At 51.5% G+C, this 12716-nt stretch carries 16 protein-coding genes and 1 pseudogene; 2 read left to right on the top strand and 15 right to left on the bottom strand.

The annotated features are described in order from the left end of the window. Window positions 1-73: 73 nt before the first annotated feature. From JQC72_RS08520 to JQC72_RS08575, 11 genes and pseudogenes are all read right to left on the bottom strand, one after another. A complete protein-coding gene (locus JQC72_RS08520) occupies window positions 74-2194 on the bottom strand; it encodes a heavy metal translocating P-type ATPase (protein ID WP_205494757.1) in 2121 nt (706 codons plus the stop codon). Next, window positions 2175-2552 (bottom strand): ArsR/SmtB family transcription factor, encoded by a 378-nt coding sequence (locus tag JQC72_RS08525; protein WP_302104614.1) that lies wholly within the window; start codon window positions 2550-2552, stop codon window positions 2175-2177. The genes JQC72_RS08520 and JQC72_RS08525 overlap by 20 nt, the downstream gene beginning before the upstream one ends. A 755-nt stretch (window positions 2553-3307) precedes the next feature. Beyond that, on the bottom strand, window positions 3308-3577 hold the full coding sequence (locus JQC72_RS16735) for an SHOCT domain-containing protein (protein WP_205494759.1): 270 nt from the start codon (window positions 3575-3577) through the stop codon (window positions 3308-3310). Between the two features lie 104 nt (window positions 3578-3681). Further along, window positions 3682-3918, bottom strand: a complete 237-nt coding sequence (locus tag JQC72_RS08535; RefSeq protein WP_205495328.1) for a metal-sensitive transcriptional regulator — start codon at window positions 3916-3918, stop codon at window positions 3682-3684. 77 nt (window positions 3919-3995) lie between these two features. Then, the gene (locus tag JQC72_RS08540) at window positions 3996-4469 is read right to left on the bottom strand and encodes a DsrE/DsrF/DrsH-like family protein (RefSeq protein ID WP_205494761.1); all 474 of its coding nucleotides are present in this window, start codon (window positions 4467-4469) and stop codon (window positions 3996-3998) included. Between the two features lie 65 nt (window positions 4470-4534). After that, a pseudogene (locus JQC72_RS08545) lies at window positions 4535-4920 on the bottom strand (DUF302 domain-containing protein). Between the two features lie 104 nt (window positions 4921-5024). Then, entirely contained in the window at window positions 5025-5249 is a 225-nt protein-coding gene (locus tag JQC72_RS08555) for a sulfurtransferase TusA family protein (protein WP_205494767.1), read from the bottom strand. 59 nt (window positions 5250-5308) lie between these two features. Continuing rightward, window positions 5309-6466 (bottom strand): MBL fold metallo-hydrolase, encoded by a 1158-nt coding sequence (locus JQC72_RS08560; RefSeq protein ID WP_205494769.1) that lies wholly within the window; start codon window positions 6464-6466, stop codon window positions 5309-5311. An 18-nt stretch (window positions 6467-6484) separates the two neighbouring features. Then, window positions 6485-6889, bottom strand: coding sequence for a DsrE/DsrF/DrsH-like family protein (locus JQC72_RS08565; protein ID WP_205494770.1), 405 nt, complete (start codon window positions 6887-6889; stop codon window positions 6485-6487). 48 nt (window positions 6890-6937) lie between these two features. Further along, the gene (locus JQC72_RS08570; protein WP_205494772.1) at window positions 6938-7510 is read right to left on the bottom strand and encodes a sulfurtransferase TusA family protein; all 573 of its coding nucleotides are present in this window, start codon (window positions 7508-7510) and stop codon (window positions 6938-6940) included. Continuing rightward, window positions 7510-7824, bottom strand: a complete 315-nt coding sequence (locus JQC72_RS08575) for a rhodanese-like domain-containing protein (RefSeq protein ID WP_205494774.1) — start codon at window positions 7822-7824, stop codon at window positions 7510-7512. The genes JQC72_RS08570 and JQC72_RS08575 overlap by 1 nt, the downstream gene beginning before the upstream one ends. 245 nt (window positions 7825-8069) lie before the next feature. Between JQC72_RS08575 and JQC72_RS08580 the strand changes: the two genes are divergently transcribed. Continuing rightward, complete coding sequence (locus JQC72_RS08580; RefSeq protein ID WP_205494777.1) at window positions 8070-9410, top strand: glycosyl hydrolase family 18 protein; 1341 nt, start codon at window positions 8070-8072, stop codon at window positions 9408-9410. Here JQC72_RS08580 and JQC72_RS08585 read toward each other — a convergent pair. Genes JQC72_RS08585 through JQC72_RS08590 form a run of 3 tightly spaced genes read right to left on the bottom strand, consistent with a single transcriptional unit; the run spans window position 9390 to window position 10797 of the window. Beyond that, complete coding sequence (locus JQC72_RS08585) at window positions 9390-9818, bottom strand: class I SAM-dependent methyltransferase (protein ID WP_302104619.1); 429 nt, start codon at window positions 9816-9818, stop codon at window positions 9390-9392. The genes JQC72_RS08580 and JQC72_RS08585 overlap by 21 nt on opposite strands. A 2-nt stretch (window positions 9819-9820) precedes the next feature. Then, window positions 9821-9997, bottom strand: a complete 177-nt coding sequence (locus JQC72_RS16505) for a hypothetical protein (RefSeq protein WP_302104621.1) — start codon at window positions 9995-9997, stop codon at window positions 9821-9823. Window positions 9998-10020: 23 nt separating this feature from the next. Further along, a complete protein-coding gene (locus JQC72_RS08590) occupies window positions 10021-10797 on the bottom strand; it encodes a sulfite exporter TauE/SafE family protein (protein ID WP_205495330.1) in 777 nt (258 codons plus the stop codon). A 233-nt stretch (window positions 10798-11030) separates the two neighbouring features. Between JQC72_RS08590 and trxA the strand changes: the two genes are divergently transcribed. Beyond that, window positions 11031-11348 carry a thioredoxin gene (gene trxA / locus JQC72_RS08595; protein WP_205494779.1) on the top strand — a complete coding sequence of 106 codons (318 nt, stop codon included), beginning with the start codon at window positions 11031-11033 and terminating at the stop codon, window positions 11346-11348. Window positions 11349-11407: 59 nt separating this feature from the next. Here trxA and JQC72_RS08600 read toward each other — a convergent pair whose 3' ends face one another. Next, window positions 11408-12697 (bottom strand): MFS transporter, encoded by a 1290-nt coding sequence (locus tag JQC72_RS08600; protein WP_205494781.1) that lies wholly within the window; start codon window positions 12695-12697, stop codon window positions 11408-11410. Window positions 12698-12716 lie beyond the last annotated feature (19 nt).

The following is a 12716-nucleotide window of genomic DNA, read 5'->3' on the forward strand; positions in this document are numbered from 1 at the left end:
CCTCAGCATTTTTTTCTGATGGGAGGAGCCCGACTTTCTTTTCATAAGTCGGGCTCCTAAAGAGCGGGTGGACTTATTCTTTCACCTTTAGCAGTCGAAGTCCATTCAAGGTTACAATCAATGTCGCTCCCATATCTGCAAAGATGGCCATCCAGAGAGTAAGCCATCCCGGAACAATCAACAGTAAAGCAATGGCTTTAATCGCCAAGGAAAAGGTAATGTTTTGCTTGATAATTCTCAGGGCTTGACGACTTAAACGGATGGTAAACGGCAATTTTTTCAAATCGTCTGCCATGAGTGCAATATCCGCCGTTTCGAGCGCCGTATCCGTTCCAGCTCCGCCCATGGCAATCCCAACGGTCGAGGCCGCCAGAGCAGGCGCATCGTTGACCCCGTCACCGACCATCGCTACTTTGGAACCGTCTGAACGGAGTTGTTTGATAAACTCCAATTTGTCTTGAGGCAACAGTTCGGCTTGAACTTCTCCCACTCCTAATTGTTTGCCGATGGCTTCAGCAGTGGCTCGGTTATCCCCGGTCAACATAACTGTTTTCTTAATCCCCAGCTCATGTAACCGCTGAATCACTTCTTTACTGCTTTCTCTTACTTCATCCGCTACGGCAATGAGAGCCAGCATTTCGATCTCGGTTCCCAGTACCATCACAGTTTTTCCTTGTTTTTGGAGGTCAAGAATGGTTTTCTTTGTCTCGTCTGGAATGCCAGCTGGTAAGAGTTCTTCAAATAAACCAGGACTACCAATGTAGTATAGAACACCGTTTACCTTTGCTTGTACCCCTTTTCCTGTCAGAGAAGTGAAATCTTCAACCTCTTGGATCGGAGCGGCCTCTTCCTCTGCTTTTCGCAGAATAGCTGAAGCCAAAGGATGCTGCGAGTTTTTCTCAATCGATACTGCAATACCCAAAAATTCTTTTTCTTTGTTGGGTACAAGTGAAATAAAGTCTGTTACCACAGGAACTCCGCGTGTTAAAGTGCCCGTTTTATCAAATGCAATGATGGAAAGGGCTCCGGCTTCCTCTAAGTGAATCCCGCCTTTGATCAGAACCCCATTTCGTGCGGCATTTCCGATGGCCGTCACAATGGATACTGGTGTTGAAACAACCAATGCGCACGGACAACCAACGACCAAGAGAGCCAATCCGCGATAGATCCAATCGCCCCAATCCGCTTGGAAGAAGAGGGGCGGAACAACGGCAACCAAAAATCCGGCAACCAGAATGGCAGGGGTATAAATCTTCGCGAAACGATCGACAAAGGCTTGAGAAGGTGCTCGTTCCGCTTGAGCTTCTTCGACCAAATGGATGACCTTTGCAATGGTCGTATCTTCCACCCGTTTCGTTACTTTAACTTCAAGCAATCCTTCTTCGTTTAAAGTACCTGCATACACTTCATCGCCGACGTTTTTTGCCACCGGGATGGATTCCCCGGTAATCGGAGCTTGGTTAATCGAGGAACTTCCTTTGACCACCACTCCATCCATGGCCAGTTTTTGCCCTGGCTTAACGATCATAATGTCCCCGATCTGGATCTCATCGACCGGAACCATAATCTCTTCGTCTCCACGGCGAATCAGGGCCTGTTTGGGTGCAATATCCATGAGAGTGCGAATCGATTGACGGGCTTTATCCATAGAGTAAGTCTCCAATGCCTCACTGATGGCAAAGAGAATGACTACGGTTGCGCCTTCTCCCCATTCACCTATGGTCGCTGCACCTAAGATCGCAATCGTCATCAGGGTGTACATATCAAATTGCAATCGAACGAGGTTAAGTAATCCTTTCCGGAATAATGCGTATCCGCCAATCAGCATGGAGAGCAGGTAAGAAACGACAGAAGGGATACTTTTCTCTCCATAAGACTCACCCATCAACCAACCGACTATGAGAAACACCAGAGAAACACCAACTTGAATGGTTTCTCTCCGCTTCCAAAACGGTTCTCTCTCCATACGTACTTCCTGGTTTTCGGGATAGATCTTTAGATTCTCAAATGCGCCAGCCTTCTCTAGATCTTGTATGGAAGGATTCCCATATACGGTGATTTTAGAGGCTCCAAAGTTCACCTTGGCATCCCTTACACCCGGGAGTTTTTTCACATTCTCTTCAAACTGCGCTGCACAACTGGCACAGGTAAAACCTTGGACGCGATACACTTTTTTATCTTGCACTTGTTCCATTTGTGGTCAACTCCTTACTATGATCAAACGCCAATTGCACAAGTTGTTTTACATGATCATCGTCTAGGGAATAAAAAACGAGCTTCCCTTCTTTCCGGTACTTTGCCAAGCCCATGTAACGAAGTAAACGCAAATGATGAGAAGCAGTTGCCAAAGAAGAGTTAATAATATTGGCTACGTCACAGACACAAAGCTCATCCTCTTGTACTAAGGCATAAGCAATTTTTAAACGAGTTGGATCTGCGAGTGCTTTAAACAGTTGGGCTGTATCCATCGGTTCTACTTTTTCTAATGAAGTTTGAACTCGCTTGACCTTTTCCTCGTCGTAACAATATATTTCACAGCGTTCTTCACTCAATGAATCGCACCCCACTTTAATAATCAAATTATTATTTGATTAAAGTATAAAACGGAATCATCACATGGTCAAATGATTATTTGATTATGATGTTATTATGGGAGAATTACCGTGGAAATATACATACTTTTTCATCGCAGAAACTCCATTCTGCGATTTAATCGAGGGAGGTTCCGTCAGAGAACGCCGATCAAAGGGCAGAATGGGGTACCGCCAGCAATTTAAAAAAATCCTACGCTAAGCAACCCAGTGGAGCGAAAAAATGTTGTTTTTCCACTTCAAACAAACTCCCCGTCGATATTTGTACATAAGCCTATAGATGTCTTGGTTCCATCAGTTGCGATTGTGCCCTTTTAACCTTGTGGCACTTCCAACCGTTTGAGGTCGAAGTCGTTCCCTGCGACCCTTCTCCGTGTCCCATCTGTTAGGATGGGGTGTTTGGGTATTATGGTCGCTCCGGGAATGTCGCGTTTGTCGTTCTCCGCTCTTTGCGGTTGGCACCTGGTAGGAGTTCCGCCGGTTCACTTCGCTGACTTGGCCCACTTATGCAGCCTATCTCACTTGCATCTTCTCCGTGGTACTCACAGGCCTTTTACGTCATACTGTTGTCCCCCGGTTCTTTTAAGGAAAGGTAAGACTGCTTTACTCACGTACTCCAGTGAAACTACCATCCGACAGTAGAGGCATCCAAACCTCATGGACGACTGAAACTGTCACCAGGGGCTACGTGTAACTACAGTTATCCTAAGAAGGGTTTAGGTAGCATCTCCAATAATAGTAAAATGACCCGAGATTGAACCCGAGTCACACTTTATTTGTATTCTGGATCTTTTTTCTCTTTCATACTCTTCCGATGTAATTTCTCCCCGAGCAAACCGTTCTTTTAGGATTTTCATCGCTTTGTCGTTTGAGTCGTGTTTATTTTCGGTGAGCCACTTAACGAGCTCGTATACCAACAGACCGATAATTACCAGCCGGAGAATACCTATAAGAAACATTATGCTGCCCATACCCATACCCATCATACAATTTCACCTACCTGGATATGCCTTCCGTTTCATAGTTCGCTGTTTCGGTATCCTTTACTAGCGAGGGAACAAAGCCAAGGTCAACGAGGGAATTTTTCCACTTAGCGACTTTTGATGAGCAATTCAATGGCCTCCTGCACCACTTTGCGTGAATCGCCGCCGTGCGAAAGCTCTTCGATGATGCACTGTTCCATGTTCGTCGCCACAAGATAGGCGATGGCCTTGTCGAGGGCCGTGCGGGCGGCAGTCAGTTGAGTGACAACTTCCTTGCAGGTGGCCTCTTCCTCCATCATGCGCAGGACGCCGCGAATCTGCCCTTCCACACGTTTGAGCCGCATTTTCAGTTTGTCGTCGTACCGGATCGTCGGCACGGTGGGTCACCTCCTTTGGCCATACACCGGTCTTTCTGAACAGATCAGATGAACAAGTTCAACTTGGCATCGTAAGCTTCGCCCAAGTATGCCGCTACACCGCCGAAGTCGATGCCGTCGATCAGTTCCTCGGGCTGGATACCCAAAACGTCCATGGACATGGTGCAAGCAACCAATTTGACCCCCTGTTCCCGCGCCATCTCAATCAGTTGGGCCAGGGTGGACACGTTTTTGCGCCGCATCGCCCATTTCATCATCTTCCCACCAAGGCCGCCCATGTTCATTTTGGAAAGCCCCAATTTTTCCGGACCCTTCGGCATCATGGCACCGAACAGTTTTTCCATCCAGTGTTTTTTTCTGACTTTTACGTTCTCTTTGCGTAAGATGTTCAAGCCCCAAAACGTGAAGAACATCGTCACCTCACTGCCCATGGCCGCAGCCCCGTTGGCGATAATGAAGCTGGCCATCGCTTTGTCCAAATCGCCGCTGAACACGATAATGGTTGTTTTGTCAGCCATGTTTTCTCCCTCCCATTTCATGTTGTCAAAATCAGGATTGTTTCTTTGTTCTAAACCGTTGGCGCTTATGCGTTTGCGGATACTTGCCGAAGTACCTCAACCAGCTCTTCCTCCACTTCACGCGCAACAAACGCTACACCTTCACCAAACGGCTCCGCAAAATTTGTTGGCCGAATCATACCGACGACTGTCTGGCCGTTTCGTTCATACGCGCCCAGTTTGCACGGCAAGAGGTATATGACGTCCGGGTTTTCCGTCAAGACTCTTGCTGCCACGGAGGGTTTGCACACCTCCCATATGACAAATTGCCCGCTTACCGGGTGCCCTTTTTTCTCCAACGTTTCAGTTCCCATAGCACGCCGAATCCGCGTTGCTTCAACGCGTTTTGAAGACGATCACGCACCTCTTCAAAAGACAACGATGTCGTCACACTTACCACAAAGCGATCCATCGTGCTCTAACCTCCTTTTTGCATCATGGCATTAAGGGAGGAGAGGAGCGCGTCGCTCCGGTCCCCCCTCCCGATCAGATTTGATAAACCCTTTACGTCGCCATTCAACCTTTTTTGATGCGGAAGTGATATTCGCCGTTCTTCTCTTCCACCGAAAGGACCTCGTGCCCGGCCTGTTTCGCCCAGGCCTGTACGTCGTTGACCGATCCCTTGTCGGTGGCAATCAATTCCAGTTTTTGGCCTTTTTGCAGAGAGTCGATCCCTTTCTTCGCCTTCACAATCGGCATGGGGCATGAAAGCCCACGTGCGTCGATCACCAAATCGGCCATGGATACATCCTCCTTTCTGCGAACTTCACTCGAGCCGCTTCGACGAAACAGCAGCGGCTTCAGACGTTTGGTGTGCTGTGATGAACGGCGCAGCGGTTGGGACCGAGTTCCAACTCGTTGGCCTCATCCGCTGTAACCTCTTTGAGGCCGCGGTTGATATCCACAATCGTCTCAAAGTTCGGCGGCTTTTCGCTTTGCGCCGAAGCGGCCACAGTTTCGGTAAAGGCTTCACGATCCTGCGTGCGCATAATCTCGTTGCTGCGGCGAATGTCGCCCAGGGGTGCTCCGACGATGCCGCGTTCGTTGATCTCCTGCACGTCGGCGTAGTGAGCGGGCAGCACGTAAACGTCGTCGGACAGGTTGGCGATCGTCGTGAAAACGGTGTCGTACAGCATCTGTGCCCATTCTTTTGCCTTGCCGCCCAGATCGGGGCGACCCAAGCCGCCGACGAAGATCGTGTCACCGGAGAGGAGGTGCTTCTTGTTCACCAGGAGCGACGTCGACCCCGGCGTGTGCCCCGGCGTCGGGATGGCCAGCACCTCGACGATCACCTTGCCCATTCGGATTTGCGAATGGTTTTCCAGCGGCTCAAAGGAGACCGTTCCGTCCTGCACGTCGCTCGACGGCAGGTAGTAGGTCGCCCCCGTCCGCTTGGCCAATTCGGGGCCGCCGGAAATGTGGTCGGCGTGCACATGCGTGTCGGCGATGTGCCGGATCACGGCCCCTTCCTTTTGGACAAGCTCCAAATATACGTCGATGTGGCGACTGGGATCGACGATAAGCGCTTCCCCTTCGGAAATGAGCACGTAAGACAAGCACCCTTTGGCCAACCGGTTGACCTGATACAACTTCAGGTTCTCGTCGAAGGCCACTAGCTCGGGTTGATAGAACTGGCTCCACGCCAGCATGCCGCCTTCCAGGGAGACGGCGTTGTACCCCCGCTTGCGGAGTTGTTCGGCCACAAACTCCGACGCGCCGCCCTTGGCACAGACGACGACGATGTCCTTGACATCGTTCGGGATGGACTCCCAAATGGATTCGTCTTCTTCGACGAAGGCAAAATACGGCACATTGATCGAAGCGACGTGTTTTCCTTCGATTTTCCAGTTCGCGTACTCGTCCTCATTGCGAACATCCAAGATGAATATGGGTTTGCCGGAGGCAATCTTCTCATGCAATTCCTTTGTCGTAATAACAGGGATGTTGCTCACAGCCATTCCTCCTTTGCACGCAATTTAGAAGTTCAGTGTCACGTCGGCATCAAAGGCGAAATCGAGAAATGTCGCCGCACCGCCAATATCCACACCGTCGATGAAGTGAGAGCGGTCCAGCCCCATGACGTCGATCGTCATTTGGCAGGCGATCAGTTTGACGCCGGATTCCTTGGCCATGTCGAGCAGCTCGGCCACTGACGGTACACCGGCCTTGGAGAAGTTTTCTTTAAGATGTTCCTTACCGGGACCCAGTTGCAACATCGAGGCCGCATCCTTGTGAATAATCTCCAACCCGTCGAATGTGAAGAACACGGCCACTTCAGCATCGAGTGCTGCCGCCGCCGTGGCGATGTTCAGCACTTTGTAGGCTGTCTCCAGTCCTCCCGACGACGCGATGATGGCCACACGTTTTTTCTTATCGGCCATGATTTTCATCCTCCCTCATGATTCATTTGTCAGTCATCGATCCTGTCATTACACGCTGTTTTCCATGGGACCTTCCCACTTTGTCATCCCCGGGATCACGTTTTTGACATGAGCAAACCCTTTTTCGTCCAGCAGCTGGCACGCGAGATCGCTGCGGCTGCCTGTGCGGCAGATGACATAATACGTTTTGTTCGGATCCAGCACGGACAGTTTTTCTTCCAGTTCTCCCAGGGGAATGTTAACGGCCCCGGGAATGTGGCCAAAGGCGTATTCGGCAGGTTCGCGCACATCGAGGACCTTCACGTCCTCACCCGCGGCAAGCTTCTGTGCGAGCTCTTCGTTGGAGACGGTGTGCGGAAACCGCGTTTCCGGTTTTTCCTCTGCCGCCGTAGCCCGGCGGATATAGTGATGGAATTTCCCGTTTTCCTCCTTCACACCAAGGTAATGATGGCCAACCCGTTGGGCCCATCCTTTGAGATCGGCGAGAGATCCTCGATCGGTGGCCACCACCTCCAACACCTGGCCCGGGGCAATTTCATCAATCGCCTTTTTGGTCCGGACCACTGGCATCGGGCAGGACAGCCCCTCGCAATTGACGGTCTTGTCGACGCGAATATTCATCACTCCGATCCTCCTTTTCCGTCAGTCTCATTCCACGCCAACATGCCACCCCGCATGTTGCGAACACGGAACCCACGTTCCGCCAGATAGGCGCACGCTTTGGCGCTGCGATTGCCGCTGCGGCAGACGACGATCCACTCACGATTGGGATCAAGCTCTCCCAGACGCAAGGGCAATTCGTCCAGCGGAATGTGTATCGCGCCGGGAATATGTCCTTTGGTCCATTCTTCTGCTTTCCGCACGTCAAGCACACCAATTCGATCTTTTTTGCGCGCCAGTATCGTTCTTGTTTCCCGCGGCGTAACCTCGGGCACAGGAATGGTTACGTCGGTGTTTCACCTCCGTTTTATTTTACCTATACCCCTATGGGTATCATCTAGATCATAGTATGGGAAACTCAAATCGATTTGTCAAGGGGTTCTTGGCGGATTCATCCGCACTTGATTTGTAGCTTGAACCAACGCATTCCGAAATATTCCAGGAAAGTGATGGGAAGCTCAATTCCATACTAAGAAAAAGATATGTGCAGCACCGTTATTCGGATAGGAGGTTTCCGACGATGATGCGACGTGTATGGTGTCGCCTCTTGGTTTTGGTCGTGGTAACCGCTTTTGCAGTCCCTTCGGCGGCTGCACAAAAGACTGACGGCTGGGCCATCGACGTGGTGCAACTAGGCGATACCCTTTCCGTCATCGCCAAGCGCCACGGCACGACGTGGAAACGCCTTGCGCAACTAAACGGGCTTTCTCGCCCCCATTTGACCCCCGGTCAAGCGTTGATTGTGCCGCGTTCGTCGCTACCCGTGCGTTCCGGCGACACACTGTGGGAACTGGCCATGCGGCACGGCATGGCCGTTAGCCCGCTGGGTCACGCAAACGACCTGCGCGCCGAGCACTCCCTTGTTAGCGGAGAGCGCATCCGCATTCCGCAACCGGCACGATCGCCAATCGATGCGGGGCTGTTTTTTGTGCCCTCGGGCAACGATGCGAAAGACCGCGCCTTGCTCGCCCGCTACCGCTCGATGGTCCGTCGCGTGGGGCTTTTTGATGTGCGTATCAACGCAAATGGTTCGTTGCAGGTGCGTTCCTTCGGCCCTGCCACCACCCTATTGCGTAAGCAGGGCCAATGGCCCTATCCTGTGGTAACCAATTTGACGAACAAAGGATTTGACGATGAGCACATCCGGCACATCCTTTCCGATCCGGCCAGACGGCGCACCCTCGTCGACAGTATTTGGCACTTACTCAAGGCGAACGGCTTTCCGGGGGTCATGCTGGACATTGAAGGGCTAAAGCCGAAAGACCGTGTGCTGTACACGCAGTTCCTCCGCGACCTCAGCGCGAAGCTGCGTCGCTCCGGGATGGAAATCGCCGTTTCTGTGCCTCCCAAACAGAGGGCCGACATGCCCACTCACGCCGGCGCGTACGACTACCGTGCTATTGGGAAATACGCCAACCGCGTGTTTGTGATGGCCTACGACTGGTATATTCCCCCCTTCACCGGCCCCGGGCCTGTCGCTCCGTACCCGCAAGTAATGGCCACGATGGCGTATGCGTCCAAGGTTATTTCGCTCAAAAAGCTCTATTTGGGTATCCCCATGTACGGGTACGACTGGAACCTGGCGACCGGAAAAGGACGGGCGCTCTCCCAGCAGAAAGCACTTGAACAGGCGATCGATCACGGGGCGACGATTCGGTTCGATCACCGTTCGCGTACGCCGTATTACCAATACGCCGTAAACGGGCAGAAGCACGTAGTGTGGTTTGAGGATGCGCGGAGCCTGGCATCCAAATTTGCCCTTGTGAAACGGTATAAATGGGCGGGAATGGGCGGTTGGCAGATGAACCTGTTTTTCCCGCAGGGCGAAACGCTGTTTTGGTTAGTCTTCCGGCCGTTGTAGCCAGCACTGAATGACGTGGCTCGTGCCGTTATGGTAAAGCCCTTCTTTCCGTTCGACCTCGCCCCAGTACCAATGCTTGATCCGCCATGACGAAAAGGAAAACCAAAACTCAGCCGGATGATACAGGAGTGTTGGATCCGCCGGCCCTCCGGTACCATACTGGACCTGGTGCAGTGAAAAGACTTCCATTACCAAGTGGCCTCCCGGTTTGATCGCGGAGGCCATGAAGCTGAGCACCGCCTGGCGCTGTGGCGCGGGCAGGTGTAGGTAGGTGCAAACGACAACATCAAAGTGCGCCTCCGGCCATTTGGCTTTCGTTACGTCGACCCACTCCGTCGTCACCCGCACACCGCGCGATGCGGCCAGCCGCCGACACTTTTCAAGACCGGATTGGGCATAGTCCCACATGGTCACCTCGTGGCCTTGTTCGGCGAGGTATACGCGTTTCGCCCCTCCCCGTCGGCCACGGCCAATGTACGGCCCTTGGTCAGTTGCGGTGCCACTTGCCGCACAAAGGCGTTGGGCTCCGTTCCATATGCGTACGCTTCTTGCGCAAAACGACTTTCCCAGAACTTCCGATTGGCCATTACAATTCCTCCCTCTTTCGACTTTAAAAGAGAATGTCATACCAGATTTTAATGGCGGTCGCCAAAATCAAAGCGGCCAAAATCCACTTCAATACCTTAGCGTTGACACGCTTGGCGACACGCACGCCAAGGGGCGAAGCTAACGTACTGGCGATAACCATGATCACCGAGGGCCAGAAATACAAATGGCCGGTAAACACCTTCCCCACCGTCGCGCCAATGGACGAGATGAACGTAATGGCCATCGACGAGGCGATCGCCACACGGGTGGGAATGTTCAGGATCACCAACATGATCGGGATCAGGATAAACGCTCCCCCCGCACCGACAATCCCAGACAGCAGACCCACAATAAAAGCGGAAAGGACGGAAATCGATTTGGAAAACGCCACCTCGTCGGAATGGACGTCGCGTTCTGGTCTTGGAATGAACATCATCACAGCTGCGATCGCCGCCAGTATGGCGTAGATGAAGTTGATGACTTCATTGGCCAGATATTTTGAACCGTACCCGCCGAGAAAACTGCCAATGATGATCGCCGTTCCCATGTAGGTAACCAGTTTGGGATGAATGTATCGGTCCTTCCGATATGCCCATACGCCTATTAATGTTGTGAAGAAAACCTGCACGGCAATCACAGCCGAGACCTCCTGCGCCGAATAGGCCGCTACTCCAAAGAGAACAGGGATGTATAGTAATAAAGGATAATTGATGATCGCTCCTCCAATTCCTAATAATCCGCTGATAAAAGAGCCGACAAACCCGATAGCAAACAATGTCAACGCTTCGGTCAACGTCATGGCTTTCAATGCTTCTCCTTTCTTTTCGGGAAAAATACATATACCGGTATCGGTATTATATATCGTGATAAAAAACCGATCAACCTTGATATGGGCCTGCCGCTCCTTAACAACCACTATCTCGGACAATCTTATTTTTCAGCCAATCAACGGCAAGGTATACTTGCCTTTTGTCAACATCTTCGTTAATATACCCCTATGGGTATTTAGGAAACTAAAGGAGGTCCTTGACCATGTCCGTTGTGATCGTTACCGATCGGAATTTTGACCAAACAATTGATCAACCGAAGCCCGTTTTGGTTGACTTCTGGGCGCCGTGGTGCGGGCCATGCCGAATGCTGGCTCCCATTCTGGAGGAACTGGCACAAGAGTTAGGTGATCGCGTCACCATCGCCAAGCTAAATGTCGATGAAAACCCGTATACCGCCAGTCGATACGGTGTCATGAGCGTCCCCACGTTGAAGCTGTTCCGGGGCAGCATTGAACTGGGGACAACGGTTGGCTACAAACCAAAAGAGCTCTTAAAATCGTGGGTTGAATCGTATCTTTAACAAAATCAGGGGCCACTCTTTACCAGAGTGGCTCCGGTGGGTTTGAGACTACTAGCCTGTCACCTTTCAGCAGTCTCCCGGTTCTTTAAAGAACCAGGATGTTTACTAAGTTTCAATGTCTCTTTCATGCGAAAGGCTATCGTTAATCCTGCCAGCAAGGGTAATAACGCCACCATACCGATCGCCCAAGAGATGTTCAATACATCGGCAAGGATCCCTGCCATCAGAGCCCCGAACGCGTAACCGCTGTCCCGCCAAAGGCGGTACACTCCCATGGCTGACGCCCTCCATTCCGGGTGAGCCACATCGCTGATCGCCGCTTGCAACGTAGGATAGACCATGGCAGTACCCAACCCCAATAATATTGCTCCAATAATCCACGAAACAAAAGAGTCCGTAAACAGAATCCACCAGATGGACAAGGCCTGCAGCCACATGCCGGAAGCGATCATCCATTTGCGGCCGATCCGGTCGCTCAGCACTCCCGTAAACAACTGGAAAAAGCCCCACGCAGCTGGATAGAGAGCGACGATAATCCCGATTTTTCCGACAGCCAAACCCGCCGAGGCGAAGAACAGCGGAAACAATCCCCAGGCCATGCCGTCTTTCAAATTGGTGGACAAACCGGCGAAGCTGCAGGTGGACAGTGTTGGATCCTTCCACGTGGTTTGCCGGAACACGTTGCCGGTTGACATCTGTTGATCCGATTTCGTTAGTTCTTGTTGACGGGACTGTAGTTTCAGATGTTTGCCGGTGTCCTTTACCATGAGGGACAATATCAACCCGATTCCTACAAAACCGATACCAAGATAAAAAGGTTCCGGTCGCAGATCATATTGCGAGGCGATATATCCGGAAAGGACGGTGGTCAAAGCAACGCCGATATATCCCGCGAATTCATTCAGACCGATGGCCAATCCTCTTTGTTTAGCGGTAACCAGATCCACTTTCATGTTGACGGTCATGGACCAAGTCAGCCCTTGATTGATCCCCAAGAGGACGTTGGCAAAGACGACCCACCACCAGGAGTCCGCCCATATGACGATCAAAGGCACAAACAGTCCAATGATCCAGCCAGTGACCAATACTTGCTTTCGTCCTATCCAATCGGCAATCCGGCCGGCCAGGAAATTAACAATGGCTTTGGTGAAACCAAAACTGACGATAAACGACAGAGCGGCGCTTGTAGACGCTAGACCAAAAACTTTTTCTCCGATAAGTGGAAGAACCGTCCGTTCCAAGCCGACCATGGATCCGACAAACAGATTAATCACGACTAGCAAGGCAAACAACGCGAAATTTTCCTTTAAGCCAATTTTTACTTGTTCTCGTGTTTCTGGATATTTCATCAAACCTTCCTCCAACTGC

It is taken from the genome of Polycladomyces zharkentensis (assembly GCF_016938855.1).
Lineage (GTDB): Bacteria > Bacillota > Bacilli > Thermoactinomycetales > JIR-001 > Polycladomyces > Polycladomyces zharkentensis.

Bases quoted from the DNA above. Each gene is read 5' to 3' on its own strand.
- JQC72_RS08520 (WP_205494757.1), bottom strand. From the start codon at position 2,194: ATGGAACAAGTGCAAGATAAAAAAGTGTATCGCGTCCAAGGTTTTACC.
- JQC72_RS16735 (WP_205494759.1), bottom strand. From the start codon at position 3,577: ATGATGGGTATGGGTATGGGCAGCATAATGTTTCTTATAGGTATTCTC.
- JQC72_RS08535 (WP_205495328.1), bottom strand. From the start codon at position 3,918: ATGCGGCTCAAACGTGTGGAAGGGCAGATTCGCGGCGTCCTGCGCATG.
- JQC72_RS08540 (WP_205494761.1), bottom strand. From the start codon at position 4,469: ATGGCTGACAAAACAACCATTATCGTGTTCAGCGGCGATTTGGACAAA.
- JQC72_RS08555 (WP_205494767.1), bottom strand. From the start codon at position 5,249: ATGGCCGATTTGGTGATCGACGCACGTGGGCTTTCATGCCCCATGCCG.
- JQC72_RS08560 (WP_205494769.1), bottom strand. From the start codon at position 6,466: ATGGCTGTGAGCAACATCCCTGTTATTACGACAAAGGAATTGCATGAG.
- JQC72_RS08565 (WP_205494770.1), bottom strand. From the start codon at position 6,889: ATGGCCGATAAGAAAAAACGTGTGGCCATCATCGCGTCGTCGGGAGGA.
- JQC72_RS08570 (WP_205494772.1), bottom strand. From the start codon at position 7,510: ATGAATATTCGCGTCGACAAGACCGTCAATTGCGAGGGGCTGTCCTGC.
- JQC72_RS08580 (WP_205494777.1), top strand. From the start codon at position 8,070: ATGATGCGACGTGTATGGTGTCGCCTCTTGGTTTTGGTCGTGGTAACC.
- JQC72_RS08585 (WP_302104619.1), bottom strand. From the start codon at position 9,818: ATGTGGGACTATGCCCAATCCGGTCTTGAAAAGTGTCGGCGGCTGGCC.
- JQC72_RS16505 (WP_302104621.1), bottom strand. From the start codon at position 9,997: ATGGCCAATCGGAAGTTCTGGGAAAGTCGTTTTGCGCAAGAAGCGTAC.
- JQC72_RS08590 (WP_205495330.1), bottom strand. From the start codon at position 10,797: ATGACGTTGACCGAAGCGTTGACATTGTTTGCTATCGGGTTTGTCGGC.
- trxA (WP_205494779.1), top strand. From the start codon at position 11,031: ATGTCCGTTGTGATCGTTACCGATCGGAATTTTGACCAAACAATTGAT.
- JQC72_RS08600 (WP_205494781.1), bottom strand. From the start codon at position 12,697: ATGAAATATCCAGAAACACGAGAACAAGTAAAAATTGGCTTAAAGGAA.